The organism is Enterococcus haemoperoxidus ATCC BAA-382 (assembly GCF_000407165.1).
Classification (GTDB): domain Bacteria; phylum Bacillota; class Bacilli; order Lactobacillales; family Enterococcaceae; genus Enterococcus_L; species Enterococcus_L haemoperoxidus.
The window spans coordinates 367,328-394,183 of sequence record NZ_KE136479.1 but is presented as its reverse complement, the minus strand read 5'-3'; the positions used below and the strand labels follow the sequence as shown (position 1 = coordinate 394,183).

29 protein-coding genes are annotated in these 26,856 nt (G+C 36.4%); 3 read left to right on the top strand and 26 right to left on the bottom strand.

Annotated elements, in window-relative coordinates:
* Positions 1 to 5 precede the first annotated feature (5 nt).
* The 11 genes from ftsZ to I583_RS01860 all read right to left on the bottom strand — a co-directional run bounded on the left by ftsZ (position 6) and on the right by I583_RS01860 (position 11,814).
* On the bottom strand, positions 6 to 1,256 hold the full coding sequence (gene ftsZ, locus I583_RS01910) for a cell division protein FtsZ (RefSeq protein ID WP_010762864.1): 1,251 nt from the start codon (positions 1,254 to 1,256) through the stop codon (positions 6 to 8).
* 26 nt (positions 1,257 to 1,282) lie between these two features.
* The gene (gene ftsA / locus I583_RS01905; RefSeq protein ID WP_010762863.1) at positions 1,283 to 2,605 is read right to left on the bottom strand and encodes a cell division protein FtsA; all 1,323 of its coding nucleotides are present in this window, start codon (positions 2,603 to 2,605) and stop codon (positions 1,283 to 1,285) included.
* 162 nt (positions 2,606 to 2,767) lie between these two features.
* Positions 2,768 to 3,766: a cell division protein FtsQ/DivIB gene (locus tag I583_RS01900; RefSeq protein ID WP_010762862.1), complete on the bottom strand. Its 999-nt coding sequence runs from the start codon at positions 3,764 to 3,766 to the stop codon at positions 2,768 to 2,770.
* Positions 3,767 to 3,826: 60 nt separating this feature from the next.
* On the bottom strand, positions 3,827 to 4,918 hold the full coding sequence (murG, locus tag I583_RS01895) for an undecaprenyldiphospho-muramoylpentapeptide beta-N-acetylglucosaminyltransferase (RefSeq protein WP_010762861.1): 1,092 nt from the start codon (positions 4,916 to 4,918) through the stop codon (positions 3,827 to 3,829).
* Between the two features lie 7 nt (positions 4,919 to 4,925).
* The gene (gene murD / locus I583_RS01890) at positions 4,926 to 6,296 is read right to left on the bottom strand and encodes a UDP-N-acetylmuramoyl-L-alanine--D-glutamate ligase (RefSeq protein ID WP_010762860.1); all 1,371 of its coding nucleotides are present in this window, start codon (positions 6,294 to 6,296) and stop codon (positions 4,926 to 4,928) included.
* Between the two features lie 156 nt (positions 6,297 to 6,452).
* A complete protein-coding gene (gene mraY, locus I583_RS01885) occupies positions 6,453 to 7,418 on the bottom strand; it encodes a phospho-N-acetylmuramoyl-pentapeptide-transferase (RefSeq protein WP_010762859.1) in 966 nt (321 codons plus the stop codon).
* Between the two features lie 45 nt (positions 7,419 to 7,463).
* On the bottom strand, positions 7,464 to 9,338 hold the full coding sequence (locus I583_RS01880; protein ID WP_010762858.1) for a peptidoglycan D,D-transpeptidase FtsI family protein: 1,875 nt from the start codon (positions 9,336 to 9,338) through the stop codon (positions 7,464 to 7,466).
* The gene (ftsL, locus tag I583_RS01875; RefSeq protein ID WP_010762857.1) at positions 9,339 to 9,740 is read right to left on the bottom strand and encodes a cell division protein FtsL; all 402 of its coding nucleotides are present in this window, start codon (positions 9,738 to 9,740) and stop codon (positions 9,339 to 9,341) included.
* A 16-nt stretch (positions 9,741 to 9,756) separates the two neighbouring features.
* Positions 9,757 to 10,716: a 16S rRNA (cytosine(1402)-N(4))-methyltransferase RsmH gene (rsmH, locus tag I583_RS01870; protein ID WP_010762856.1), complete on the bottom strand. Its 960-nt coding sequence runs from the start codon at positions 10,714 to 10,716 to the stop codon at positions 9,757 to 9,759.
* Positions 10,717 to 10,729: 13 nt separating this feature from the next.
* Positions 10,730 to 11,161, bottom strand: coding sequence for a division/cell wall cluster transcriptional repressor MraZ (gene mraZ, locus I583_RS01865; protein WP_010762855.1), 432 nt, complete (start codon positions 11,159 to 11,161; stop codon positions 10,730 to 10,732).
* Positions 11,162 to 11,442: 281 nt separating this feature from the next.
* Positions 11,443 to 11,814, bottom strand: a complete 372-nt coding sequence (locus tag I583_RS01860; RefSeq protein ID WP_010762854.1) for a DUF3397 domain-containing protein — start codon at positions 11,812 to 11,814, stop codon at positions 11,443 to 11,445.
* 185 nt (positions 11,815 to 11,999) lie between these two features.
* Between I583_RS01860 and I583_RS01855 the strand changes: the two genes are divergently transcribed.
* A complete protein-coding gene (locus I583_RS01855) occupies positions 12,000 to 12,956 on the top strand; it encodes a magnesium transporter CorA family protein (RefSeq protein ID WP_010762853.1) in 957 nt (318 codons plus the stop codon).
* 71 nt (positions 12,957 to 13,027) lie between these two features.
* Positions 13,028 to 13,141, top strand: a complete 114-nt coding sequence (locus I583_RS16390) for a DUF4044 domain-containing protein (RefSeq protein WP_071865902.1) — start codon at positions 13,028 to 13,030, stop codon at positions 13,139 to 13,141.
* Positions 13,142 to 13,374: 233 nt separating this feature from the next.
* Here I583_RS16390 and recN read toward each other — a convergent pair whose 3' ends face one another.
* From recN to I583_RS01805, 10 genes are all read right to left on the bottom strand, one after another.
* Positions 13,375 to 15,066, bottom strand: coding sequence for a DNA repair protein RecN (gene recN, locus I583_RS01850; protein ID WP_010762851.1), 1,692 nt, complete (start codon positions 15,064 to 15,066; stop codon positions 13,375 to 13,377).
* A 17-nt stretch (positions 15,067 to 15,083) separates the two neighbouring features.
* Positions 15,084 to 15,533 (bottom strand): arginine repressor, encoded by a 450-nt coding sequence (locus I583_RS01845; RefSeq protein ID WP_010762850.1) that lies wholly within the window; start codon positions 15,531 to 15,533, stop codon positions 15,084 to 15,086.
* A gap of 242 nt (positions 15,534 to 15,775) precedes the next feature.
* Positions 15,776 to 16,591: a TlyA family RNA methyltransferase gene (locus tag I583_RS01840; RefSeq protein ID WP_010762849.1), complete on the bottom strand. Its 816-nt coding sequence runs from the start codon at positions 16,589 to 16,591 to the stop codon at positions 15,776 to 15,778.
* Positions 16,592 to 16,604: 13 nt separating this feature from the next.
* Complete coding sequence (locus tag I583_RS01835; RefSeq protein WP_010762848.1) at positions 16,605 to 17,495, bottom strand: polyprenyl synthetase family protein; 891 nt, start codon at positions 17,493 to 17,495, stop codon at positions 16,605 to 16,607.
* The gene (locus I583_RS01830; protein WP_010762847.1) at positions 17,495 to 17,734 is read right to left on the bottom strand and encodes an exodeoxyribonuclease VII small subunit; all 240 of its coding nucleotides are present in this window, start codon (positions 17,732 to 17,734) and stop codon (positions 17,495 to 17,497) included. The genes I583_RS01835 and I583_RS01830 overlap by 1 nt, the downstream gene beginning before the upstream one ends.
* 4 nt (positions 17,735 to 17,738) lie before the next feature.
* Positions 17,739 to 19,082 carry an exodeoxyribonuclease VII large subunit gene (gene xseA, locus I583_RS01825; protein ID WP_010762846.1) on the bottom strand — a complete coding sequence of 448 codons (1,344 nt, stop codon included), beginning with the start codon at positions 19,080 to 19,082 and terminating at the stop codon, positions 17,739 to 17,741.
* Between the two features lie 9 nt (positions 19,083 to 19,091).
* Positions 19,092 to 19,937: a bifunctional methylenetetrahydrofolate dehydrogenase/methenyltetrahydrofolate cyclohydrolase gene (locus I583_RS01820; RefSeq protein ID WP_010762845.1), complete on the bottom strand. Its 846-nt coding sequence runs from the start codon at positions 19,935 to 19,937 to the stop codon at positions 19,092 to 19,094.
* Between the two features lie 109 nt (positions 19,938 to 20,046).
* On the bottom strand, positions 20,047 to 20,496 hold the full coding sequence (gene nusB / locus I583_RS01815; protein WP_010762844.1) for a transcription antitermination factor NusB: 450 nt from the start codon (positions 20,494 to 20,496) through the stop codon (positions 20,047 to 20,049).
* Entirely contained in the window at positions 20,489 to 20,914 is a 426-nt protein-coding gene (locus I583_RS01810) for an Asp23/Gls24 family envelope stress response protein (RefSeq protein WP_010762843.1), read from the bottom strand. The genes nusB and I583_RS01810 overlap by 8 nt, the downstream gene beginning before the upstream one ends.
* A 394-nt stretch (positions 20,915 to 21,308) precedes the next feature.
* On the bottom strand, positions 21,309 to 22,373 hold the full coding sequence (locus tag I583_RS01805) for a M24 family metallopeptidase (RefSeq protein ID WP_034682607.1): 1,065 nt from the start codon (positions 22,371 to 22,373) through the stop codon (positions 21,309 to 21,311).
* Positions 22,374 to 22,547: 174 nt separating this feature from the next.
* Here I583_RS01805 and I583_RS01800 point away from each other — a divergent pair, with 174 nt between their 5' ends.
* Positions 22,548 to 23,357 (top strand): metallophosphoesterase, encoded by an 810-nt coding sequence (locus I583_RS01800; RefSeq protein WP_010762841.1) that lies wholly within the window; start codon positions 22,548 to 22,550, stop codon positions 23,355 to 23,357.
* A 70-nt stretch (positions 23,358 to 23,427) separates the two neighbouring features.
* Here I583_RS01800 and I583_RS16830 read toward each other — a convergent pair whose 3' ends face one another.
* The 5 genes from I583_RS16830 to I583_RS01780 form a co-directional block, all read right to left on the bottom strand.
* Positions 23,428 to 23,574, bottom strand: coding sequence for a hypothetical protein (locus tag I583_RS16830; RefSeq protein ID WP_010762840.1), 147 nt, complete (start codon positions 23,572 to 23,574; stop codon positions 23,428 to 23,430).
* A gap of 193 nt (positions 23,575 to 23,767) precedes the next feature.
* Complete coding sequence (locus tag I583_RS01795) at positions 23,768 to 24,172, bottom strand: pyridoxamine 5'-phosphate oxidase family protein (RefSeq protein WP_010762839.1); 405 nt, start codon at positions 24,170 to 24,172, stop codon at positions 23,768 to 23,770.
* A gap of 198 nt (positions 24,173 to 24,370) precedes the next feature.
* Positions 24,371 to 24,838 carry a DUF2798 domain-containing protein gene (locus tag I583_RS01790; RefSeq protein WP_010762838.1) on the bottom strand — a complete coding sequence of 156 codons (468 nt, stop codon included), beginning with the start codon at positions 24,836 to 24,838 and terminating at the stop codon, positions 24,371 to 24,373.
* 431 nt (positions 24,839 to 25,269) lie between these two features.
* Positions 25,270 to 25,995, bottom strand: coding sequence for a phage tail tip lysozyme (locus tag I583_RS01785; protein ID WP_010762837.1), 726 nt, complete (start codon positions 25,993 to 25,995; stop codon positions 25,270 to 25,272).
* A 190-nt stretch (positions 25,996 to 26,185) separates the two neighbouring features.
* The gene (locus I583_RS01780; protein ID WP_010762836.1) at positions 26,186 to 26,854 is read right to left on the bottom strand and encodes a peptidoglycan amidohydrolase family protein; all 669 of its coding nucleotides are present in this window, start codon (positions 26,852 to 26,854) and stop codon (positions 26,186 to 26,188) included.
* Positions 26,855 to 26,856: the final 2 nt, after the last annotated feature.

The window sequence follows — 26,856 nt, the reverse complement described above, 5'->3', positions numbered from 1 at the left end:
CGCTCCTATCTTTTTCTGCGGAAAAATGGTGGTGTATTTAACTCATCGTCATTGCTTTGTGATGGTTCTTCACGATGAAATGTTTCAAAATCTTTTTTCTCAACATTTTCAAATGTCGTATCTTCGACTTTAGGTCGTACGTTTTGTTCACGACGGATATCCCAGTCACCAAAAGCACTTGTCTCTTCTTGTGGTTGAGGTTGTGATGGTTTTGATTGTTCCATATCCAAAACAGGTGCTTGTTGCACTGTTTGGATTTGAGTAGGTCTATTTTGACGTGGAGATTTACGATCTTTTTTTGAAGGATCGATTCCTGTCGCAATAACTGTAACACGGATTTCATCGCCTAAATCTTCATTGATAGAAGTACCTAGAATAATATTTACATCACCAGTTGCAGCACTTGTCACGATATCAGAAGCATCTTGTGCTTCAAATAATGTCATGTCTAAGCCACCCGTAATGTTCAATAGTACTTGTTCAGCACCATCAATAGATGTTTCTAGTAATGGAGAAGAAATAGCTTTTTTAGTGGCTTCGATCACACGATCTTCACCGCTAGCAACACCAATTCCCATCAAAGCAGTTCCTTGGTTTTCCATAACTGTCTTCACATCAGCAAAGTCTAAGTTGACATACCCTGGCGCTGTGATTAAATCTGAAATACCTTGTACTCCTTGACGTAATACGTTATCTGCTTCACGGAATGCTTCAAGCATTGGTGTCTTTTTATCAACAACTTCTAATAGACGGTTGTTTGAAATAATCAATAATGTATCAACGTTTTCTTTTAAAAGAGCAATACCTTCTGCTGCGTAGCGTCCGCGTTTTGGCCCTTCAAAGCTAAATGGTCTTGTAACAACACCAACTGTCAATGCACCTAATTCTTTGGCGATTTTAGCAACCACAGGAGCAGCTCCTGTTCCTGTTCCACCACCCATACCAGCAGTGATAAAAATCATATCAGCTCCTTGTAAGGCATCTGAAATTACTTGCTCACTTTCTTCTGCTGATTTTTGGCCAACTTCAGGTTGAGAGCCAGCACCTAAACCGCGTGTATACTTAGGTCCAAGTTGGATCACTGTTTCTGCTTTTGAGTTTTTAAGGGCTTGTACATCTGTATTGGCTGCGATGAATTCAACGCCTTTGACGTTTTCATCGATCATACGGTTAACAGCGTTTCCGCCACCGCCGCCTACACCGATAACTTTGATGACAGCGCCATTGTTAATGTTATTGTCTAAAGAAAATTCCATAGTATCGTTTCCTCCTGTTTTAATTGTTAGTCAAAAATGTTTGAGAAGAAGTCTTTGATCTTACCTGTAACTTTTTCACCCGATTCATGTATTTCAGAATCATCGTAATCATCTTGAGTTGTATCTGCATAAGTATCATATTGTACTTCTTGTTGAACAGCAATTGGTTGTGAAGATTTGATCTTCTCACCTGGAATCGCGCCCTTAGCAATATGATAAATGTCATTTAATTGCGCAGAATATTCTACGATACTAATCACATTTGTAAAGACTGGGTTACGTAACCCCATATGATTAGGCACGTATAATTTTACGCTTGCATCAAAGATCTCTTGAGCTAAATCGACAACACCAGGAAGGCTTGCACCACCACCAGTTAAGATTACTCCGCCTGGAAGCTCCAATGCATCGATTTCATCCAATACTTCTTTTGATTTTTTAAAGATTTGTTCTACTCTAGCTTCAATCACTTCTGAAAGGTAACGTTCATCAACTTTTACTGGTTCAGATTTACCGATCACATCAACTGGAAACTCTTCACTAACTGATGTTCTTTCTGGATAAGCATCACCATAATTGATTTTCAATGCTTCAGCGTTATTAAAGGATGTATTCAACACAATGGAAACATCTTTAGTGACAAACTCGCCACCTTCTTGATTCACATGAGTAAATTTCAATTGCTTATCATGCATCACAGAAGTTGTTGTTTGTCCGCCACCCATATCGATAACGATCGTTCCAAAGTCTTTTTCACCGTCTGAGAGAACTGTTTCCGTTAACGCTAATGGCATAATAACTAATTCATTAACTGTTAAACCTGCTTTTTCAACGCATTTTCTTGTATTGTGAATAATTGTTTTCGGACCTGTAAAGACCACTCCGAACATTTCTAAGCGAACGCCAATCATCCCTCTAGGATCTTTAATTCCTTCGAATCCATCTACTGTGAATTCTTGAGGTAAAATTGCTACGATTTGGCGTTCAGGAGGAGTTGAACGAACCAGAGCTGCAGATGCTACGTTTCTTACATCTTCATCAGTGATTTCTTTTGACTCACTACTTACAGCAATCATTCCTTGGCAATTTTCAACTTCAAGTAAGTTTGCTGGTAACCCCACATTCACACTTTTAATTTGAATTCCCGCTTTTTCTTCTGCTTGTCTTACTGCTCTTTGAATCGCATTTACTGTTTTATCTATATCGACAATGATCCCTCGATTTAATCCATCAGATTTTGCGTTTCCTACGCCAATGATATTCATTTGACCTTCGATAAACTCAGCAACTACAACTTTTACTGACGTTGTACCAATATCAAGGCCTACATACATTCCTGTCTTTGCCATGAATGGGGTTCCTCCTCCTATTAATTCCAATATGTAAGCGGGCATAAAACACCCGTTTAAATATATATTTTTTTATGAATACTCACTTCTTTCAATTTTACCATAAACATAGGCTTTTTAGAAAGTAGATTCTACTATTTTATTCTTTTATTTTTCTTAACTTTACTCTAACGCCTGTGAAGATTCTTCTACGGTTTCCTCAGTCTCCTCATTATTAAAAGGATATGAGAAAATCCCAACTTCCATATCGATGATTCCTGATTTCTCCATCTGACCGGCTACCTTCGTATAATACGCCATTTTCTCCACTAATTGAGAGATATTTACGATTACTTGGTTACCATCTTTCATATGAAGATTGATCAATTCTTTATTGGCATTAGATGGAGCATAACGAATTTCTGAAATATTTTTTTTCATATCCTCAGGAAGTTTATTGTAAGAATTCATTAAGTTTTTAATAACCGACTGCTCTTTAAAATTTTGAAAAACTGGCATGCCGCTTATCGGTGCTTTCATTTCTTCTGGCAAAATTTTCCCATTTTCTAAAATAGGATGATAAACATTTTCGACAGATTCTAACGCAACGACCTCATACTCAGTGATTTTTATATTAAATGAGTTAATTCCACTTAGTGAGATCGTCGCTTTTTTAACACGCGGTAATTGACGTTCGATTTTTTCTTCATAAATTTTTCTGTCTCCAAATTGCTCCCACAAACTCTGGCCTTTCTCTAATTTAGATTGAGCAATAATTTGCTGGCTATCGACAGCTTCACTTCCCGTCACGCTGACACTGCCCAACTTACTGAGTGGAGAAACGAAATAAAGGACAATCAATATCGCAATCAAAAAGACAGAGACGATCAATGTCAATCTGCGAAATAATCGTTTATTTCGAACTTTTTTGATCTTTGGTAAGCGGTCTGCAAAAGATTCGTAAGTTTTCTTTTGTTTTTCTTCTGTTTCAGGCTCATCCGAAGGGAATTCCTCCGTTTGGGCTTCTTCAGCCTCATCAGCTTTTTCTTCTTGCTCTTCTGTTTCACTCTTTACAACAGATGGGCTCCAAACTGGTTGATCTCCTTGTGTTTTTAAATATTCTAAATTTTCTCTTTGCCATGGAGTCAGATTTTGCTCATCTAATTGGTCAGTGGTATCCACTGTTTGGTCTTCTTGTCCCTCTGAAACATCCTTTTTCTTACTAATCTTCTACACCCCCTATCAAGTTATTTCTTTGACCACTTTGTAAAGTCGTTCAGCAGCATCTGGGATGCCTTCTTTTTTTGAGGCCTCAGCCATCGATTGATGACGCGTATCATCCAATAAAACTCCATCGATTTCAGTTACTAGCTTGGGACCTGTAAGTTCTTGATCCGTAATCATTTCAACTGCTCCGGATCTAACTAAGCTTTGGGCATTTTTTGTTTGATGATCATTTGTGACGTATGGACTTGGAATTAAAATCGCAGGCAATCCTAACGCTGTAAATTCTGCAATAGAGGTTGCTCCGGCTCGACCAACCATCAAATCAGCTGCAGCCAAGACCTCTGCCATTTTATCAATATAAGGCTGAATGCTTATATTTGTCAATTTCTTTTCGGAAAGATTTAAAGTTTCTTGTAATTCTTTATAATATCGCTCTCCAGACGCATAAAGAACTTGATACTCTCTTTCTTCAAAAAGCGGAAATGCTTCGATAAACGCTTGATTAATTTTCAATGCGCCACGACTGCCCCCAAAAATAACGACTGTTTTCTTCTTGGGATCTAACCCATATTCACTTAGGACATTTGTTTTTTCAATCGTTACTACTTCTTGAGCCCGGGGATTACCTGTCAAAACAACTTTTTCTTTAGGGAAATACTCAGCAACATCTGGAAAGCAAATAGCTACTTTTGTCACGTATCTGCTTAAAAACTTGTTAGTCATCCCAGGTATGCTGTTTTGTTCATGGATGATTGTTGGAATTTTCAGTTGCTTAGCTGCATAAACGACCGATCCTGATACGTATCCACCCGTCCCAATAACAATATCCGGTTGAAAATCTCTGATAATTTTTTTAGCTTTTCCAATACTGCTCAAAAAAAGATAGACAGTTTTAATATTTTGAGGACTAAGTGAACGACGAAATCCTTGGATTTTAATCGTTTTAAAAGGAATATTATATTTTGGAACAATTTGACTCTCTAGCCCTGCTTGCGATCCTACGTACATGAATTCTGTATTTGGTTCCACTTGTTTTACATGGTTAACTAAAGCTAGCGCAGGATAAATGTGCCCGCCTGTTCCGCCACCGGTTATCAATATCTTCATAATTCTCTCACTTTTCTATGTCTTTTAGCTGGTGCATTGCGTTTATAAATGCCTCTCCACGTAACTCAAAATTGGGGTATTGATCCCAACTTGCGCACGCAGGCGATAATAGAATAGTATCATTTTTTTCAGAAAAATCATAGGCATCACGTACAGCACTTTGCACATTTTCCGTTAATCGGATGGTTTGGATGCCCGCTTCGACTGCGGCTTTGTGCAATTTATCTTTTGTTTCTCCAAACAGAATAATTGCTTTGATTTCTTTTAATGAAGGAACTAACTCATCAAAACTGTTTCCTCTATCTAAACCACCTGCTAATAAAATAAGTGATGAATGGTCAAAACCGCTTAGAGCCATCTCAGTAGCAAGTATATTTGTCGCTTTAGAGTCATTATAAAATTTCCGTCCAAATACTTCTCCCACATATTGTGTGCGGTGAGGTACGCCTGTAAAAATCATTAATGTTTGTCTGATCACATCATTTGAGATGTCTTTTAATTTAGCAACAGAAATAGCTGCTAATGCATTTTCAACATTATGATGACCTGGTACACCTAACTCTGTTGCTAACATGATATATTCATCTTTATAGTATATTTTTCCATCCAAAAGATACGCCCCTTGGACTTTTTCTTTCGTTGAAAAAGGAATGATTGCAACTTTCGTTGTTTTACTTAATTCTTGAATTTCTTGTTGATTCCAATTTAATACCAGAAAATCACTTTCCTGCATATTTTTTTGGATTGCCCATTTAGCCTTCACATACTCTTCTCTTGAACCATGATAGTCTAAATGCGCTTCATAAATATTTGTAATTACAGCAATTTTCGGACGGAACGTTTCAATACCCATTAATTGAAAACTTGATAACTCCATCACGATATCATCTGTTGAAGCCGCCTCCTCGGCAACTTCACTAGCAGGATAGCCAATGTTTCCAGCTAAACGAGCAGTTCCAGATGTGCGGTCTGCATTTAAAAGTAATCCGATCATGGTCGTTGTCGTTGTTTTACCATTTGTTCCGGTAATTCCAATAATTGGACATTCAGCGATTTGATACGCCAACTCCACTTCCGTGAGAACAGGTAAATTCATACTCAAGGCTTTTTCTACTAAAGGATTTGTATATGGAATTCCAGGATTTTTTACAATCAACGAAAAATCTTCATCTAAAAGTTCAATTGGATGTCCGCCTGTAACAACACGAATACCCAAGGTTAATAAATCTTGGGCTTCCGGGTTTTGATCAAATTGTTTAAAGTCATTGACTGTCACTAATGCACCTAACTCATGCAACAATTTCGCAGCACTAACACCGCTTTTAGCAAGTCCAAGAACAAGGACTTTTTTATTTTCATACTCTGTTATTTTTTTCATTATAAATTCCCCTTATCTTAGAAAAGCTGAAAGAAGCGATTAGTTTTGTAGAAAGTTAGAAATCTGAAATTGGAACGCTTTTTGTTCCGGTTAAAGACTATCTACCTTGCTAAAGTCTGCTTCTTAAGGTCAGATGTCGTCAATGTTCTACTTTCTTTACAGTACGATCCATAGTGTAATAGCTGAACAGACAGCGCCCGTTAACCAAAAAACAATATCGATTTTCCATTCAGACCAGCCACACATTTCGAAATGATGATGAATCGGCGACATTTTAAAAATTCGTTTCCCAAATAATTTAAATGAGGTAACTTGTAAAATAACACTAGCCGTTTCACAAACATAAACAAGACCAATCAATAATAGCGTCCACTCTTGACGTAATATAATAGAAATGGCTGCTAACAACCCACCTAAGGCAAGTGAGCCAACATCTCCCATAAAGATTTTAGCTGGCTTTCTATTATAAGGAAAGAACCCTAATAATCCACCGATCACACTTAAACATATGATCACTACATCGAATTGTTGCTGTTTCCAAGCAATGATCGCATAGGTAGCAAATGAGATCGTACCCAAACCGGCAACAAGTCCATCAATACCATCCGTCAAATTCACAGCATTTGAAAATCCAACTAACCAAAAAATGACAAACACACCATAGAAAATACCTAATGGTAATGTAACAACACCAAATAAATCTAATGTATCTGGTAATCCTTCAGAACGATAAACAAAATAAAAAACCAAACCACCAATAATTTGTCCAATCAATTTTTGACGGGAATTTAACCCCATATTTCTTTTCTTAAATACTTTGATAAAATCATCTAAAAACCCTAATAGCCCATAAAGAACTAAAATAAACAAAATAATCAGTAAAGAAGGAGTGAGTTCTTGTTTCCATAATCCCACTAATAACGACGTAATAAAACTTGCAACTAGAAAAACCAACCCGCCCATCGTTGGCGTACCTGTTTTTACGTTATGCCAAGTTGGACCATCTTCACGTGTTGTTTGACCTTGTTTTTTCATTTGGAAATAGCCGATAAACATTGGCATCACTGCTACTGTTATTGCAAAACTACATACTATGGGAATAAAAATTTGTGTCCACTCCATGATATCTCTCCTAATTATTCAACTCGTATTGATTTACTTTTTCATTTATTTGGCAGGTTCTACTGTTGCATTTGACTCGCTATCCATTGAATCCATTACTACTTGCATCAAAGGATTAGCAATTTTAGCAAGCGCTTCTCTTGTATACGTTTGAGGTTTTTTCATTGTAAGATATAAAATATATTCTGGATTGTCTGCTGGAACCATCTCCACAACTGAATAGGTGTAATCGGTCAAACCAGCCATGTAACCATTATCTCCAGTAATCTGTGCAGTACCTGTTTTAGCGGCTATATGATAACCTGGTATTTTATACACATCATAAGCAATACCATAATTTGGATCCTCTACCGTGTCTATCATATAGGTACGAATATCACTCGCTGCTTGAGGTGTTATAACAGGTTGACCCACTTTTTCTGGTTGTGTTACTTTTTCTTCACCCGTACCTTTATCAACAATTTTACTGATATATTGCGGTTTCAGCATAGAGCCATCATTGGCTATCGCTGTGTAAGCTTGCATCATTTGAAAATTTGTAACAGAGATTGCTTGACCAAATGAAGACATCGCTTGGTCGACCCAGTTATCGCCGGGAAGTTCTCCTGCTGATTCACCTACTAACCCTGAATTCGTTGATTTACCAAATCCGAATTTCTCCAGATACTCTTTCCATTTGTCTCCACCCATCATTTGCTCTAGCGTAAGCATGCCTACATTACTAGACCAAGAAATAGCCTGACGGAATGTTAGTGGCCCCACTGCACCGAAATCATGATCATTTACAGTTCTATCATCTAGTTTATAACCCCCAGCAGGATAAGCAAACGTTGCGTTGGGATTAAATTTACCTTCTTGCATTGCAGCCGCAGCTGTGAAAAGCTTCATAGTAGAACCTGGTTCAAATTTATCTTCTACTAATATATTACGCCAAACCGTATCTTTGCCTAAACCTTCTTTTGTTTCAGGGTTAAACGACGGACGTTGTGACATCGCAAGTATCTCACCTGTTTTAGCCTTCATAAGCATAGCTGTCATATCTTCTGGCTTAAATTCTTCAACAACTGGATCTAGTAATACCTCTAAACGACTTTGAATTCGACTGTCTAGAGTTGTATAAATATCTTTACCATCTATTGCTTCTTTTTTACTAGCAACAGTTCCCGGTAATGGATTTCCGTATACATCTTTTTCGTATTCGATTTTGCCATCTTGCCCTTTTAAGATATCGTTGTATGATTCTTCCAAGCCCATTTTCCCTACTAAACCTTTTGAATCATCTTCAGCATCAACTGAATCTGTATAACCAATAAAGTGGGAAGCAAAGACGCCATTTGGATAAATCCGAGCTGGATGTCCTTCAAAATAGAGTCCTGCTAGTTTATTCTGCTTCAATTCATCTTCAATTTTTTGTCTGGTTTCCAAAGTAATGTTTTTCCCTTTAATACCAAATTCAACTTGAAACTTCACAGAACCATCTTCATTCACACCGCTATTTAAATATTTTAGGACTTCATCTTTAGTAAGCTCTGTATTTCTATCCAATATTTCTGCTAAAGCTTGAAAATCCTTTTTCTGTGCATACAGCTTTTTATTTTCCTCACCTAGATAAGATTCAGATAAAATCGCATAAACAGAATATGAAGTAGCATCTTCTGCAATTACTTCACCGTTTCTATCTAAAATCGCACCCCTTTTGGCTTTAACAACTTTGCTGCCTTGATAGAGATTTGCAGTTTTTTCTGGTAACGAAACGCCAGCGACTTTCCCTACAGCTACGATGTAGGTTAATCTAAAGGCAAATAAAAAGAACAATCCAATACTCGTAGCAAATAAAATAATGCCTACTTTTTTACGATTGTTCATTGGATTTAAGTTCTTCTTTTTGACAAAATTCTTTATTTTATTTTTTATGCTCATTTATTTCACTTTCCTTATATTATCAAGGTTATCTGAAAGGCCTTTGTTCTTTGCAACTTCCTTGATTCTGTCGGCTTTTGATAATTCATTTTTTTGTTGTTCCAATTTTAAAGCAGACTCTTCTTTTTCTTGGATCGTTGCTTGCGTTTCAGTGATTCTATTTGTCATTTGTGTAATAGAAGTACGTACTTGAATGGTGAGAATTGCTATTCCAATAATCGCTACTAACAATAAAAAGCCGATTGTCTTTTCTAAAAGTGAGATATTTCTCAACTTCCTTTTTGGAGATTGGGGTAGGTCTATATTTTTTTGAACTTTAGGTTCATGTTCAGGACCTATGACTGGTTCATCCATCATTGGAATATCGTATTGGAAATCATCCACTTTTTTTAACTCAGCCATGTCGTTACCCCTTTCTTTATAAGATTAATTTAACTTTTTCGGCAATTCTTAGTTTAGCACTTCGTGAGCGATTATTCTCAGCCAATTCAGTCTCACCTGGTAAAATCGGCTTTCTAGTAATTACTTTTAATTCTGGTTGAAACTCTTCTGGAACTATAGGTAATCCAGGAGGTAAATCCTGCATTGTGCTATATTCTTTAAACATGCTTTTCACGATTCGATCTTCTAAAGAATGAAAAGTGATCACACTAATCCGACCATTTATATTCAATAAGGAAATAGCCTGTTCTAAAGATTCTTCAACAACACCTAGTTCATCATTGACCGCAATTCGAATTGCTTGAAAAATTCGTTTTGCAGGATGTCCACCTTTACGCCTTGCTGGCGCTGGAATTGCTGATTTAATAATTTCTACTAGTTCTCCAGTTGTCTCGATTGGTTCTTTTGCCCGAACTCGTTCGATTTCTCTCGCAACTTGTTTAGAAAATTTCTCTTCACCATAACGAAAGAAAATCTTCACTAATTCATGATAACTGTAATTATTCACGACCTCGTATGCAGACAATTCTGCCTCTTGATCCATTCGCATATCTAATGGTGCATCTTGGTGATAACTAAAACCACGCTCTGCTTCATCTAACTGAGGTGAAGAAACACCTAAGTCATATAAAATACCGTCGACATGATAAACTTCATGATTGGCTAATTCTTGTTTTAAATGTCGAAAATTCGACTTGATAAAGGTTACCATCCCTTTATCAACATATTTTTTTAATCGTTGAGCTGCAAAATCCAATGCTTTTTGATCTTGGTCGAACGCGTATAAATGACCTCGTTCATTTAGTTGTGAGAGTAGGTACTCACTATGACCTGCGCCTCCCAATGTGCAATCGACATAAATGCCGTCTTCTTTCACATGTAAGCCGTCAACTGTCTCTTTTAGTAAAACAGTGTAGTGTTGAAAATCCTCTGTCATGATGCTCCTCTTTCTAAAAACCAAAATCAATCATTGTTTCTGCAATTTCATCAAAATTCTCTTCAGCTTCGGTAGAAAATTCTTGCCAACGTGCTTCATCCCAAATCTCAATTCGATTTGAAACACCGATGATTACACAAGCTTTTTCTAAACTACCATGCGTTCTAAGTGCAGCAGGGATATTGATTCTACCTTGCTTATCGATTTCACATTCTGTGGCAGCCGAGTAAAAAAAGCGGACAAATGTACGGGCATCCTTTTTCGCTAGAGGCATTTCTTTTAGTTTTTCCTCTAGTTGTTCCCATTCGGACATTGGATAACCAAATAAACAGCCATCCATTCCTCTAGTTACCACAAACTTCTCACCTAATTGGTCGCGAAATTTAGCTGGTACGATGAGTCGGCCTTTGGCATCTATATTATGTTGAAATTCACCCATAAACATAGCCAATTTTCCCCACTTTTCCACTTGATAGAAACAGTCTACCACATCCCGCCACTTTCTACCACCAAAAACAATAAATCTTCCTTCTTTTAATGGTTATTTAAAAAGTTTGTAATATTTTAATGTACGAGATTTTTTCCAAAAAAACGGTACCAATACCTATGTAATTGACTTTATAAGGAATTTTCTTTATTAATTATATGTTGAAACTCTCATAAAAATATTACAAACAAAAATGGTGGGGAGTAGTGGGAGAATTACTGCCCGCCACCATTTCATTTTTATGAAAAATAATGGATGATATTCAATAAAATAAGAACTGCATATAGCATTAGGCTCAAAAGAAATACTAACCGCCAAAACATCTTAAAATATCTGCCATAAAGGATTTCGCCATAATAGTATGCTTGAAAGACCGCTACACAAATACCAAGTAGTAAAACTGAGATAACCATGTAAGGCACTATTGATTGTCCATAACTGTCTTTGGACAATTCATTTAATCCTATGAATAAAAATGGGATTGAGATATCTGGTGCTTTTACTTTAAAACGTTCTGTCAACGAAAATGTTGAAATAATAAAATTGCACGCAAATAAAACAATTAATGGAAAAACATACCAAAATAGCATAATGACTGAAAACGACACCATTTCCTAACAATTCCTTTCGTAACACACTGTGTTAACTATACTTTATTTTCTTTACATTGATGTTTCATTTCGTTTAAAAGTTCGTGCCTAAATAATACCAATTTATAAGGGCTTTCTTTCCCCAAAAACACCTCAACTCTATTATAATAGAAATAGAGTAGCACTATAAAAAAAGAGGTGACAATTTGATTAATTACTTAAAGATAGAAAATAGTCAGCTGATTCCATCACAAACTGATACGGACGAGACGGTCTGGCTCGCTGTTGAGAAACCGACTGAAGAAGAAATCGACCAATTAGTCACAACCTATAAACTCCCTAAGGATTATATCACAGGTGTGCTTGATGATAACGAAAATTCTCGATTTGAAGGTTTGCATCAAAATACATTAGAGGAACCCGCATTGATGTTGCTTCAATATCCCCATGCAACAATTAGTCCTAGCGGGTACACTCAATTAGACACTTTTCCGTTTGCAATCATTTTAACAACAACTGGAAAAGTGATTACCGTTATCAATAATTCGGCAGATTTTTTAAAGCAAACCGTCAGGAGTCCTGTCCCAGATAGTCAATTACCCATTCAGGAGACCCTGATTCTATATTTATCATGGCAAATATCGACCAGCTATAATCGTTTTTTAAAAGAATTGATCAATCAGACAAATAAACTTGAAGGTGAATTAAAAGTTTCAACAGAAAATAGTCAACTTTATCAAATGATGGATATTCAAAAAAGCCTAGTATATTTTGAATCCGCGATAAACTCTAATTTAGAAGTCTTAAATATGCTTTACAACGCCCGAATATTTACTGATCCCAGAGCACATTTACCACGGCTCCACGATATTCTAGTCGAAACAAAACAAGCAGCCACGACGACTAAGATCCAACTAAAACTTGTAGATAAAGTGAGCGATACTTTTTCAGCAATTGTTTCGAACAATCTGAATAACGTAATGAAGATTTTAACCTCCCTAACTATCGTTTTGACCATTCCAACGATTATCGGAGGAATCTTCGGTATGAATGTAAAATTACCGTTCGCCAATCGGGAAGATGCTTTTTTTTGGATCTTTGTTGTCACAACTGCAACATGTATTTTTGTGATTCGACGGCTAAAAAAACGAAACCTTTTGTAAAATTTCTAGTTGCTGATTTTAGTAAAACGATGTAAACTAGAGAAAGTAAAGAATAAGGATGTGTATAATCATTGAACGATAAAAAGACAAGTAGATTTTCTAAAGTCACTAAAATCGTTGTTTGGTTGATGCTGATTGCCATTGCTGGCTCAACAATATTGACTGCAATAATGAGTTTAGGATAATCAACTAAATAAACAGTAAATGGGAAGAGAAATTGATGGTTGACATCGTTTTTCTTCCCATTTTTTTATAACTTTCAAATACGAATAATCCTTTGAACCTAGACGAGACAAAATTGTTTAGATGCGAAGGCCATCAACTCTTAGAAGCTGATGGTCTTCAAAATGACGTGTAGTCTGCTTTTTTCGCTATTTAACCGGATTTAGATCCTAAAAAAGCAGATCACTTTACTTCGTTAGCTTCTTCGTTCATTTCCTGCCATATTCAATAATTCCTTTGCATGTTCAGTTGTTAGCTTCGTAATTTCGCTACCTGAAAGCATGCGCGCAATTTCTGCTACTCGTTCATCTTGTTTCAATCTTCTGACCTTCGTTTCTGTCCGCTCACCAATAATTTCTTTTTCAATAAAATATTGATAATCTGCCACGGCAGCAACTTGGGGAAGGTGAGTAATACATAGCACTTGCGAGTTTTCAGAAATCTGATAAATTTTATCTGCAATTGCTTGTGCCACTCGGCCACTAACGCCTGTATCAACCTCATCAAAAACAATACTTGTAATGCCTTGTGATTTAGAAAAAATTGTTTTTAATGCTAACATCACACGAGAAAGTTCTCCGCCAGAAGCAACTCTTACCAAGGGTTTTAATGGTTCTCCTGGATTTGTTGTGATGTAAAACTCAACTTGATCCAGTCCTTCTTCATTGAACTGTTCTTCTGGTAATTCAGTAAAACGGATATCGAACACTGTTCGCTCCATGTACAATTCTTTTAGTTCTTTTAGAATATTTTTTTCTAGTTTTTTTGCAATTTTTTTCCTAACATCACGCAATTTCAAGCCATTTTCAATTACTTGATTTTTCTTTTCTACAAGTAATGACTCTAATTCACCCGTGCGACCTTCTAGGAAATCAGCATCTGCCAATTCCTGTGTAATTTCCTGGTAATAATCAAGAATCGACTCAATCGATTCGCCATATTTTCTTTTCATTTGTCGAATAAGTTCAAGTCTAGTTTCTACTTCATTCAAACGATTTTCATCTAACTCCAAGCTATCAATATGCCGAGACAAATCTCCGCTGGCTTCTTGTAAAAGATAATAACTATTTTGAACCGCCTCAGATATCGCTTTGTATTCTGGGTCAAGCATCTCGATCGATAGCAATTCATTCATCGCATAACCAATCTTATCTAGACTGCTATCTCCATCTCCATTGACCGCTTCATAGCTTGCTGCCAATGCATCTGCGATTTTTTGAAAATTGCCTAGCTTATTTCGTTCTTCGATCAATTGTTCTTCTTCACCTAAAACCAGTTCAGCTGCAGCGATTTCATCACTTTGAAATTGGAGCATGTCCATACGCTGAGCAAATTCTTTTTCGTTTTTTTGTCTGTTCCTGACTTTCTTTTCGATGAGACGGTATTCTGAATACGTTCCTTCATATTGCTCTTTTATCTTGAATAACTCTTTGCCGCCAAAGTCATCTAACATACCTAAATGTTTTTCACTTTGCATCAATTCTTGATGTTCGTTTTGACCATGGATATCAACTAGAAATTCACCAACTTTACGTAAATTAGAGATGTTGATGATCCGACCATTCACTCGGCAAACATTCTTACCCGAGGTTGAAATATCACGTTGAATCACAATCGATTCATCATCTGTTTCGATCCCTAATTCTTCTAAAAGGTTCACTAGCTCTTGATTTTTTGGCATCGTGAAAAGACCTTCCAACGTGCATTTAGAAGCGCCTTGTCGAATATAATCGCTTGATCCACGACCACCAGTCAGTAATCCCATTGCATCAATGATAATAGACTTCCCAGCACCTGTTTCACCTGTTAAAACTGTCATTCCCATCTGAAATTCTAATTGCAAAGAGGATATGATCGCAAAGTTCTTTACAGAAAGTTCTTGCAGCATTAATATTCACCTCGATTTTATAAATATCGGAAAAATTCATTCTTTAAAAATTCAGCATCTTTTTCGGTTCGTGCAATGATCAATACACCATCATCGTCGTTGATTGTGGCAAAGACAATTTCTTTATAGTGTTTTTCGATCAAGTTAGAAGCTGCCGCAGCGTTCCCTGGTATAGTACGCAAAATAACCTGTTTTTCCATTTGATCGACTGAAACAAATGCATCTTTCATCAATTTTTCTAGTTTTATAGATGTATCTTCCTTTGTCTCGGCCGGAACACTATAGCGGTAACCTCCATCTATTGAAGGAACTTTGATTAATTTCATTTCTTTAATATCACGGGAAATCGTTGCTTGAGTTACGTCAATTCCTTTTTCTTCTAAGTAAGTCACAAAGTCTTCTTGTTTTTGAATATTTTTATCTGCTAATAAACGAGTAATAAGGCGATGCCGATCTTTTTTTCTCATACTAATTTACTCCTTTTCCTAATGATCCGTCTTTCAAATTTCAGTGATTCAGCACTTAGAATTAAAAAGCAGTGTCACCTTCTCTACCTCTTGAACAGAAACACTTTTATTCGATGCATTTCCATTTTATCATAGCGTATTTTTATTCATTTTGAAAGCATAAAAAAAAGACTGAAGAACGCTTAGCGCCTTCTTCAGTCTTCTTGATCACTATTCGCAATTTTAGAATCTGTTTTTACGAACTAACCTTTCAATTTCTTATGAGCCGCTTCAACTACTGCAGTAATCTCTGTTGAAAGATCTTCTGGCTCTGAATCTTCGCTAGAAGTCAAATAAGCTAAAAACTCAATATTGCCTTCTCCACCAGTAATAGGGGAATAATCCAACCCACTGATTACATAGCCATGTGTTTGAGCAAACGATAGAATATCGTTTAAAACCAACATATGCGTTTCAGGTTCCCGGACGATTCCTTTTTTACCGACTAATTCCTTACCTGCTTCAAATTGAGGTTTAATTAATGCAACCACTTTACCACTTGGTTTCAATATTTTGTGAAGTGGCGGTAAAATCAATTTCAGTGAAATAAACGATACATCAATGGTCGCAATATCTGGTACACCTTCTTGAAAATCTTCTGGTTTACTATATCGAAAATTCGTTCGTTCCATCACAACTACTCGTTCATCTTGGCGAATTTTCCAAGCCAATTGATTATACCCAACATCTAATGCATAACTTAACCGAGCACCATTTTGTAAGGCCACATCAGTAAAACCTCCCGTTGAAGCCCCAATATCCAACATAGTCTTATCTGTCACGTCTATTTCAAAAACTTCTAATGCTTTTTCCAACTTTAAGCCGCCTCGAGAAACGTACGGCAATGTTTGGCCTTTTATTTGTAGTGGTGTTTCAATCATAATTTTCTCACCGGGTTTATCTAATCGCTCATTTTTATCGTTATAAACAAGCCCTGCCATCACTGCACGTTTGGCCTTTTCTCTTGTTTCAAATAACCCTTGATTAAACGCTAAAATATCGACGCGCTCTTTTTTCATAAGTGCCCTCTTTCTATCCTAACCGCAATTGTTCTAATAATTCTTGTAATAATTCTAAATGAAATTCCGAGCTGGTTTGTTTTATTGTAGCTAAAGTATCACTGCCAAGTGTTAATTGTTCTTCCAGCGCCTTTTTAGCGCCCTCTAATCCAAGTAAACTTGGGTAAGTACTTTTGTTTAAGACTTCATCACGTCCAACTTGCTTGCCTAATTCTTCTTCAGAACTGGTTGCATCCAGTAAGTCATCTTTGATCTGGAAAGCTAACCCTAAATGTTTGGCAAAAACACCTAATAAATCAACAATTTCTTCTGGCTGCTCAGCTAAAATTCCACCAGCTAAAAGAGCAAACTCGATCAAAGCCCCAGTTTTCTTTTCATGAACATCCGCTAGCTCAGCTAATGACAATGATTGTTTTTCCCCTTGTAGATCCCCAGCTTGCCCTGCAACCATGCCTTGTGTACCAGCTGCCTTGCTTAATAGCTGAATCAACAATATTTTTTGATCTGACTCGATTTGGCTGAGTGCTACTAGTTGAAACGCAGCGGTAAGCAATCCATCGCCTGCTAAAATTGCATGAGCTTCACCAAATACTTTGTGATTTGTTGGTTTGCCTCTGCGTAAATCATCATCATCCATCGCTGGTAGATCATCATGAATCAACGAATACGTATGAATCATTTCCAAAGCTGCTGCAACTTGATAATCATGCGTCTGCACATTTTTATTAAATGAACGAATCGCAGCTAACACTAAAAGCGGACGAAATCTTTTGCCCCCAGCATGAATCGAATACAACATTGCTTCTTTTAACTGGTCATTTGTAGTGTATTCCTTGATGAAATTTTCCATTTCTTTTTCAATAAGCAGTAAACTCTGCTTACGAAAATCATTGAAAGCTTCCATCAATTGTCCTCACTCTCTTCAAATGAGACTTCTTCATTATTTTCTGTCATGACTTTTGTCAGTGTCTTTTCAGCTTTTTCTAACGTATCTTGGCACTGCTTGCTTAAAACCATCCCTTCTTGAAAAGCAGCTAGCGCTTCTTCTAAAGGAACATCTCCACGCTCTAAACGTTGGACGATTTCTTCTAATTCAATTAATGATTCTTCAAATGTTTTTTCGACTGCTTTTTCTTTAGGCATCTTTTTACTCCTCTTCAGCGGGTGTTATTTTTTCAATCACCGTATCTACTATCCCATCCACATAGTGGATTTGAATTTTTTCTTTTGGTTGCAGTTCATTGACTGACTTGATCACTTGCTGTTCTTTCGTCGTGTAGCTATAGCCCCTGCCCATAATTTTTAACGGACTTAATAAATCCAGTTGTTGGACAGCAGAAGTAAATTGTTTTTCTTTATCTTTCATGTATTGTTCCATACGATCATGAAGCGATTGGTTCAAATACTTGAGTTGCTGCTGTCCTTCTCTGATTTGTCCTTGGGGTGTTTGTTGTCTAAACTGGGCAATAATTTCTTGGGCTGTCCGTTGTTTTTGGTGATAAACAGTTTCCATCGATTGAATCAAGCGTTGTGTGATTCGATCTAATTTAATTGTTTGTCCTTCATATAAACGGTCTGGCTGCTTAAATACATATGAATTTCTTAAACGTTGATATCGTTCATTTTTTTGTTGTAATTGATAGAGAAAACTTTGCTCTAAGCGCGTTTGGCGATCTTTAACTTTTAGTAGTTCTTCATTCAGTACAGGAACGGCCAATTCTGCTGCGGCAGTTGGTGTTGCTGCTCTAACGTCCGCTACCATATCGGCAATCGTTACATCTGTCTCATGTCCCACAGACGAAATAACTGGGGTATTTGCCTGATAAATCGCTCTTGCCACTTGTTCTTCATTAAACGGCCACAAATCCTCGATTGAACCGCCACCACGACCAATGATCATTGTGTCAAAAGTTCCTAATTCTTCAATGCGCTGAATATTGCGGACAATATCGTCAGCAGCTTGATCTCCTTGGACTAACGTGGGGAATAACACAAGCTGTGCAATCGGATATCTTCGTTTGACTGTTGTAATGATGTCTCGGATAACCGCACCACTTGGACTTGTAACAACCGCAATTCGTTTAGGATATCTCGGCAACCTTTTTTTTGGTCCTTCAAACAAACCTTCTTTACCTAATTTCTCACGTAATTCCGCTAAAGCTTGATATAAAGCTCCAACGCCATCAGGTTCCATATGCTCTACATAAATTTGGTAAGATCCGCCGCTCTCATACAATGAAATACGACCAACTAAAAGAACTTTCATCCCTTCTTTTGGTTGAAATTTCAGCTTCTGAAACGCCGATTTAAACATGATTGCGGAAATCTTCGCCCCATCATCTTTTAAACTAAAATACTGATGAGCATTAGGGCGCAGGCGAAAATTAGAAATTTCCCCAGTCAAATAAACCCGTTCCAAGTATGGATCAGCATCAAATTTACGTTTTAAATATTTTGTTAAGGCTGTAACTGTTAAATATTGCTGCTCCATCTTCTCACCTTACTTTTGTTTTTTTGCGGCCTCTACCGTTTGATACATCAACATCGTGATCGTCATTGGTCCAACGCCTTTTGGCACTGGTGTGATAAAGCTTGCAATAGGTGAGACTTCATCGAATTTCACATCACCGATCAATTTTCCATTTTCATCTCGATTCATGCCGACATCGATCACGACCGCACCTGGTTTTACAAATTCTTTTGTCACAAAATGACCACGGCCGATTGCGACAACTAAAATATCTGCTTCTCTCGCTACTGCTGGCAAATCAACGGTTCTTGAGTGCGCGATCGTAACTGTAGCATTTTTCATCATCATCAGTTGCGCCATTGGTTTCCCAACAATATTACTTCGCCCAATCACAACGGCTCTTTTGCCCTGTAAATCAATATTATAAGCTTCAAACATTTTCATGATGCCATATGGCGTACAAGGAATCATCGTTGGTTCCCCAATAAATAGGTGCCCCATATTCATTGGGTGGAAACCATCAACATCTTTTTTGGGATCAACAGCTAACAACACTTTTTCTTCATCGATGTGCTTAGGTAACGGCAACTGAACTAATATTCCGTGGTATTCTGGATCTTGATTGTATTGTGCGATCACAGCAAGTAACTCAGTCTCAGAAATCGTTTCAGGTAAACGTTCGATTTTTGAACGGATCCCGATTTTAGCAGCTGCTATGTCTTTATTTTTCACATAGGTCTGACTAGCTGGATTTTCACCAACTAATAAAACAACTAAACCTGGACGAATGCCTTTTTTCTCAAGTTCTTGCACTTCTTCTTTGATTTGCGCCTGCATTTTATCTGCTAGTTCGCGGCCGTTGATTAACTCTCCCATAAGCTCACTCCTCATTTTTGTCTGTATTGTTTTATTTTAGCATAATTTGTTGGGTCTTAACACTTATCATTTCTTATATTTTCTAAATGAAAAAAGATTCAAAGTATCTCTACTTTGAATCAATATCTTTCATCACATTCGCTAAAACACCGTTTACGAATTTTCTTGAACGGTCATCACTGTATTTTTTTGCCAGCTCGATAGCTTCATCTAAAGCCACTGTGTTAGGGACATCCCCAACGTAAAGCATTTCAAAAATGGCCATGCGTAAAATAATCAAATCCATCTTAGCAATACGTGTGATCGACCAGTTGTTACCTAGATGCTTTTTGATAACCTCGTCAAGTTCAGCTTTTCGATCACAAACGCCGCCCACCAATAAATCTAAGTAAGTTGGGACAAATTCTTCCCCATCTTCACTAATGATTTCTTGATCATCTAACTCCAATGCATAAGAAATTGCATCTTGTTTTGTTAAGTCAACATTAAAATCTAAAGGAAACAACGCTTGAAGCGCCTTTTCACGAATCTCGTGACGAGTGAAACTTGGCTTACTCATTTTCTTCCTCATCTTCCGGGAATAATTCATCAAAATTTGGTTCAGGCAGTTTTTCAGGAACTACTGCTACTACGTGAATATTAACTTCCACTAAATCGATGTCTGTCATGAACAACACTTGCTGTTTTACACGATCTTGCATTTCTAAGGCTACTTTAGGTACTGAGATACCATAATTTAAGTAACAGTAAATGTCGACCTTAAGACCTTCTTCTTCAGCTCTTAAATAAACGCCTTTATCGTGAGCAGCACGGCCAAGAAATTCTGTTACATTATTAGCAAATGTTCCACGCATGCCGTAAACACCTTCTACTTTAGAAGCTGCAATACCAATAATGACTTCTATTACTTCTGGTGCGATAACAATTTCACCTAAAGAATCTTTTGTATTGATCACTAGATTTTTTTCTTCAGTCATTTTAATCCTCCTTATAATATAGGTAACAACGTTCCACTTCGCTGAACTTTGTACTTTTTTACATTAGGTAACGAATGGAAGCAATGTCCTTTCAGTCTCCTTGTACCAATCAATATCAACTCATAACTTCGTCGTATTCCTTGGCATGTTTCAAAGCAAAAGCGTAGCAGGCTCGTATTGTCTCAACAGGAAAATAGGAAAATCAGAGAATTCCATTTTTCGTCATAATTCAATTACCTATCTAAGTTTCCATTCCCTCATAGTTTATCATTAATCAGCTCGTTTCGCTACCAAAAAAACTATGAGAAATCAAGTCGAAAACAGTTTAATCAAAGAAAATAGTTTCCATTTAGAATATCTACTACTTCTTTTCTTACCAATGTTACAAATATTTTTATAAAATTATCAATTCCTTAGGTGAGTGTGTCAAAACACGGTTACCATCTTTAGTAATCAACAAATCATCTTCGATCCTAACGCCACCAAGACCAGGTAAATAAATTCCAGGCTCATCTGTGATCACATTCCCAGCAACAAATTGTTTATCTGCTCTAAAGGAAACATTTGGTCCTTCATGGATTTCTAAGCCAATACCATGACCTGTGCTATGTCCAAAGGCCTCGCCATATCCATAGGAAGCAATATGATCACGAGCAATCGCATCTAATTGAATTCCAGTTAAACCAGGTTTTGCTTCATCTAATACTTTTAACTGCGCTTCTAAAACGATTTGATAAATGTCTTTTAATTTACTATTCGGCTCGCCAATCGCGAAGGTTCGAGTCATATCTGAAACGTACCCTTGATAGTAACAACCAAAATCTAGTGTAATCAAATCACCTTTTTCGATGATTTTTTCACTAGCAACACCATGCGGCATTGCCGAACGAAGACCACTTGCAACGATTGTTTCAAAAGACACGCTAGTCGCGCCCAAAGAACGCATGTAAAAATCTAATTGATTGGCAATTTCGATTTCGGTCATACCAGGTTTGATCACTGTTAAAATATGTTTGAACCCAAGATCAGCAATGCTGCAGGCTTTTTCAATGATCGCTATTTCTTCTTCGTCTTTAATTTCACGTAATTCTTCGATTAGACCTGCTACCGGAATTAGATCACAAGGTGTAATTTCTTCCAATAAACTATATTCCGCAAAACTGACAAAAGTTTCTTCAAACGCTAGATTAGCCAACTGTTCCTTTTCAGCGATTGCTACAACTTCATCATAGATCGGACCAGCATTTTGAATGATTTCAAAACCTTGCGCTTGCTCTGCAGCTTGTTCTGTATAACGAAAATCTGTGACAAAAAAAGCTTTATCTAAAGTAATCACTGCAAGTCCTGTTGTTCCAGTAAAATTTGTTAGATAACGTAAATTATACGGACTCGTGATCAAAAAACCTGAGAGATCATTTTTTCTCATTAAATCTCTTAATTTATTTATTCTTACCATCATTTTTTTCATCCTTCTTTCAAAAATAATTTCTTCTCTATTATAGCAAATAATGATTTTGAAAAACACCGAAGAACTACAACCTCTAAATTATTCTAAAGTTTCTACGCTATACGCGATATTTTACCCTTTTTTAATCTCTTTCCGTTATAGTGAAAGTCGAAAGTGAGGTCTCGAATGAAAAAAAGATACTTTTTTTACTTATTTTTATTAGCCATTATTGGTATAATTCTCTACGCTTTTTTTATAGAACCAAAAAGAATTGTTACCCGTAACTATACAGTTGGAAACAACGATGGTCAAAAACCTGTCAAGGTCATCCAAATTTCGGATATACATATTCAAGAAAAATATCCAGCAGCGCAATTAGAAAAAATTGTTACAAAAGTCAATAACGAAAAACCCGACATCATTTTATTTACTGGGGATTTATTTGATAACTACGCCTTATACGGTCCTGCCGAGGAAGTGACGAAAGCTTTAAGTCGTTTAAGTGCTCCTCTAGGCAAATATGCTGTTTGGGGAAACCATGATTATGGTGGAGCTGCGGCCCATGTTTATCCAGAAATCCTCGGAGCAGCTGATTTTCAACTATTGGAAAATTCCGGCACTAACGTTTCATTACCTAATGGAAAATCGCTTTATATCGCTGGATTGGATGATTCATTACTGGGAAACTCTTCTGTCAATGATGCCCTTGCCGATCGACAAAGTGAGTACACTATATTACTAAGTCACGAACCGGATAAAGCAGATTCAGCGCTTGATCAAAATGTTCAGCTGATATTATCTGGCCACAGTCATGGAGGACAAGTTAAACTACCTTTCCTAACGATCAAAAATGTGATGGCGGAAAAATATTTTGAAGGTTTTTACAACTTAGCAAATGATACAACGTTATACGTCAACACAGGATTAGGCACAACAAAAATTCCAGCACGTTTTAGAGTGCCTCCGGAAATCGCTGTTTTTGATATTTACATTTAAAGCGCCACTACAAACGAGTACCCCGAAATAATTACATTTCGGGGTACTCGTTTCCTGTTAGTTTATTAATTTAGCCAAGTTCTTTAACTCGACCGCCAATCTTATCGGCAAATTTTTTTGCATAATTTTTAGTTTGAAAGATTCGAACACACCGTTTATCTCTTGTACGTTGTCCGTCTTTACCAATATACCCATGTAATACTTTTACAGCGTACATCACCATTCCCCCTTTCTTTTTGAAATTTGATGATAACTAACTATACTCAAAATAACTTAACTCAAACATAAGTTTTTTTGAATAAATGATGAAGAATGATTAAGAAAAAATAAAAGAGAGGCTGTGACATAACTCTATGAGTCATATCAAAACCTCCCTTTTCTAGTAATTATTTAGATATACAACAGAATTACTAGACAATAATGTCTTTTGTTTTTTTATCCATATGAATCCTAGCAGTCCAAGTCTCAAAGTTCACCAAAACAGGTTCTGAGTGATTCAATTCTTTTTGGTAAGTTGATAGTTTGGGTTCGATTACGTCAAGTGATTCAATTTGTTCAACTGTAAACTTCCCTTTTAAAAGCAGACTTTCATGTTCAATCTCCTCATAACAACAAACAGAACCATTGGGATTACATCGAATATTTTTAACGGTTTCTCCATTAGCATCCAAATAAAACTGTAGCTTCAACAAGCCTTCTCTCCATAACGGTTCTGAAACAGTAATAACCGTTGGGAAATCACGTTTATCAATTGTTGAAATCAAAAATACTGTACTTGAATTTAATAACCTGACAATTCGCTCATGTATTTCCATTATTGAAGGCCTCCCTGTTAATCAATATTCTATTAATTATAACAATTTTATATCAATTTTGGAAAGCTAGACCCCTTTGGAACGGGATTTCTCTTATATAATAGAAAATAGAGCGTAAGACAAAAACTCAAAATACATTTTTGCCTTACGCTCTACGTTTATACAAATGCTTTTGTGTAAGTATTTCGTTTTGCTTTTTTAATCATTCGTTTCTTTTAACCAGTTACTTTGCCGACTCATACTTAAGATCATTCTACAGAGTGGACCTACTAGCAATAACTGTAGCGGCAAAGCCATAATAAGGTTTTTAGCGAATGCATCAACATAATAACGCAAGAAATTTTCTGTAAAACCAAACTGCATAAAAACACCATACATTGACATAAAAAAGACCATTCCTAAAACCATACAGCTAGAAACTGCAATGATCAGCTGAATTTTCTTCTCTTTATTGACAGGCAAAGAAAAGGCAATTTTTTTAGCTGGCGATGAAACTACTAAGACATCAAATATAAACGCTACGATAAATCCTGGCACTAGTCCACCGAATAAATTACTTAATGAAAATTGTCCGTGTAGTAAGAGATTATAGGCACTCATTGAAATCACCATAGAAAAACAGACAATTGTTGTAAAAAATATTCCTTCTTTTTTGTTTTGTGGCATAAAACACTCTCCTTTAATTTTTTGAAGCAGAGTTTATGCTATCATATAAAAAAAATTCTCGTAAGTTAAATTTTTTTAATCTTAAATAAAAAAACTAATAATACAGATACTCAAACCTTAAAATATTGTCTAGCAAAGTAAGTATTAATTCTTCGCAAAATTAATTGAATCATCTAAAATAATACCAACATATAAATTCTTTGTTTTTTTCAATTCTACCTTATTCCCTACTCGCTTTATTTAGAAAGCATTAAGACATTTCCATTATTTGATTTTTTTGTTTCTTCAAGTTCATGAAAAACAACCCCTATAAGGGTACAATATTGTAACTAAACTGTACTCTTATAGGGGACCGCATTATTTATTTTATTTCAATTAAGAAGAATAAGCAGTTATTTCTTTAATTATTCTCCTACTATAAACTTTTAATCTTATTTACGATTTGGTGCGACTTGTTCTAATCTAGCGTACCATGGCTCTTTTGAATTCCAAGTATATTCTGGAATGTCTTTACCATTATTAGCTTTATAAATTTGTTTTAACAATTTCACTGTATCCATATGTTGGATGTGCACTGTATCAATGCCGTTGAAATAAAAAATCCCGGCTGAACCTCCACTTAATGGTTTCGTATATAAACATTGCATACTTATCTCTCCTTTTTTTGTTTGTTCTGGTGTTACTCCACTAGTGTTTTTTAATAAATTATACCAATTTTCAGCTTGTCTAGCTCTTGCTGGTTGATTAGGATATTCCGGGTGTTCATAAAATGCTATAAAATATTCCGCAGCAAGTTTTACATTTTTAAGTTGTGTAAATTCTCTAAATGAAATATTCACTAAGTCAAGACGTTCAGGGTTAGGGAACCATTGAATATTCCGTTCAACCTCCCACTGAATACGTCGACACTGACTTATCACATCTTGATAAACTAACCCATTTTGAGTTGCCCAGTCAATATACTTAGTTGCTGGTGTCCATTGAACTAATCCATATCCACCGTTCATATTTCCAATAATATCCCCTTGCCATCGATCTGCAATAACACTACTTTCAGATTGTATATTTCCTAAAAGACCTGCTATAGCTTCTTTTGTCCATCCTTGCCCTAGAAAATAGTCCCAGATTTGTTTAGCTGTTTGTTCTTGAGTAGCCATAAATACCTCCTTGTTCATTTTATTTGTAAGATCTTACAACATTAGTATATTAAAAACTATTGAACTAAAACTTTCGATTATCTGTCAATATTCTCCTTAATTTCTTCGAAATTTAATGTTAATAAGTTCTTAGAAAAATATAAACAGGAGATAGTAGGCGAGCTATCTCTCCATTTGTTCATGAAAATTTTTATTTACGGTTTGGTGCAACTTGTTCTAATCTAGTGTACCATGGCTCTTTTGAATTCCAAGTATATTCTGGAATATCTTTACCATTATTAGCTTTATAAATTTGTTTTAACAATTTCACTGTATCCATATGTTGGATGTGTACTGTGTCAACGCCATTGAAATAAAAAATTCCTGATGAACCTCCACTTAATGGTTTCGTATATAAACATTGCATAGTTATCTCTCCTTTTTTTGTTTGTTCTGGTGTTGATCCTTTAAGTCTGTAAAAATCATTTGGTGGACCACCCATCCAACCGCCTTCTGTTGACGTTTCTGAAATCCCGTTTGATCCATAGTTACAATGAATAATTCGACTATTACTTACAAATACCCCTGTATGTCCATTAGCTCCTGCACTTGTTCCTTTGCCACCTGAGATAAATATATCGCCTCTTCGTACCTCTGAACGTGAGATACGTTGTAGCAATGTCCCTTCTAATGTATACAACGATTCTGTGCTACCTATTCCTGTTCCTTTCGGAAGAAACCCTGCTTCAATCAGTGCGTAATACACTGCTGAACTACAGTCATAACTGTTTGGGCCTAACCGATTAGGGTAAGCCATGTCATATGTTACTTTGCCTTCCCTTGTCCTAAACCAATTTATTACTGATTCGATATTTGCCAAAT

Coding starts and splice junctions, on each gene's coding strand:
- ftsZ (WP_010762864.1), bottom strand. CDS start 1,256: ATGGAATTTTCTTTAGACAATAACATTAACAATGGCGCTGTCATCAAA.
- ftsA (WP_010762863.1), bottom strand. CDS start 2,605: ATGGCAAAGACAGGAATGTATGTAGGCCTTGATATTGGTACAACGTCA.
- murG (WP_010762861.1), bottom strand. CDS start 4,918: ATGAAGATATTGATAACCGGTGGCGGAACAGGCGGGCACATTTATCCT.
- murD (WP_010762860.1), bottom strand. CDS start 6,296: ATGAAAAAAATAACAGAGTATGAAAATAAAAAAGTCCTTGTTCTTGGA.
- mraY (WP_010762859.1), bottom strand. CDS start 7,418: ATGGAGTGGACACAAATTTTTATTCCCATAGTATGTAGTTTTGCAATA.
- I583_RS01880 (WP_010762858.1), bottom strand. CDS start 9,338: ATGAGCATAAAAAATAAAATAAAGAATTTTGTCAAAAAGAAGAACTTA.
- ftsL (WP_010762857.1), bottom strand. CDS start 9,740: ATGGCTGAGTTAAAAAAAGTGGATGATTTCCAATACGATATTCCAATG.
- rsmH (WP_010762856.1), bottom strand. CDS start 10,716: ATGACAGAGGATTTTCAACACTACACTGTTTTACTAAAAGAGACAGTT.
- mraZ (WP_010762855.1), bottom strand. CDS start 11,161: ATGTTTATGGGTGAATTTCAACATAATATAGATGCCAAAGGCCGACTC.
- I583_RS01860 (WP_010762854.1), bottom strand. CDS start 11,814: ATGGTGTCGTTTTCAGTCATTATGCTATTTTGGTATGTTTTTCCATTA.
- recN (WP_010762851.1), bottom strand. CDS start 15,066: ATGCTGCAAGAACTTTCTGTAAAGAACTTTGCGATCATATCCTCTTTG.
- I583_RS01845 (WP_010762850.1), bottom strand. CDS start 15,533: ATGAGAAAAAAAGATCGGCATCGCCTTATTACTCGTTTATTAGCAGAT.
- I583_RS01840 (WP_010762849.1), bottom strand. CDS start 16,591: ATGAAAAAAGAGCGCGTCGATATTTTAGCGTTTAATCAAGGGTTATTT.
- I583_RS01835 (WP_010762848.1), bottom strand. CDS start 17,495: ATGGAAGCTTTCAATGATTTTCGTAAGCAGAGTTTACTGCTTATTGAA.
- I583_RS01830 (WP_010762847.1), bottom strand. CDS start 17,734: ATGCCTAAAGAAAAAGCAGTCGAAAAAACATTTGAAGAATCATTAATT.
- xseA (WP_010762846.1), bottom strand. CDS start 19,082: ATGGAGCAGCAATATTTAACAGTTACAGCCTTAACAAAATATTTAAAA.
- I583_RS01820 (WP_010762845.1), bottom strand. CDS start 19,937: ATGGGAGAGTTAATCAACGGCCGCGAACTAGCAGATAAAATGCAGGCG.
- nusB (WP_010762844.1), bottom strand. CDS start 20,496: ATGAGTAAGCCAAGTTTCACTCGTCACGAGATTCGTGAAAAGGCGCTT.
- I583_RS01810 (WP_010762843.1), bottom strand. CDS start 20,914: ATGACTGAAGAAAAAAATCTAGTGATCAATACAAAAGATTCTTTAGGT.
- I583_RS01805 (WP_034682607.1), bottom strand. CDS start 22,373: ATGATGGTAAGAATAAATAAATTAAGAGATTTAATGAGAAAAAATGAT.
- I583_RS01800 (WP_010762841.1), top strand. CDS start 22,548: ATGAAAAAAAGATACTTTTTTTACTTATTTTTATTAGCCATTATTGGT.
- I583_RS16830 (WP_010762840.1), bottom strand. CDS start 23,574: ATGTACGCTGTAAAAGTATTACATGGGTATATTGGTAAAGACGGACAA.
- I583_RS01795 (WP_010762839.1), bottom strand. CDS start 24,172: ATGGAAATACATGAGCGAATTGTCAGGTTATTAAATTCAAGTACAGTA.
- I583_RS01790 (WP_010762838.1), bottom strand. CDS start 24,838: ATGCCACAAAACAAAAAAGAAGGAATATTTTTTACAACAATTGTCTGT.
- I583_RS01785 (WP_010762837.1), bottom strand. CDS start 25,995: ATGGCTACTCAAGAACAAACAGCTAAACAAATCTGGGACTATTTTCTA.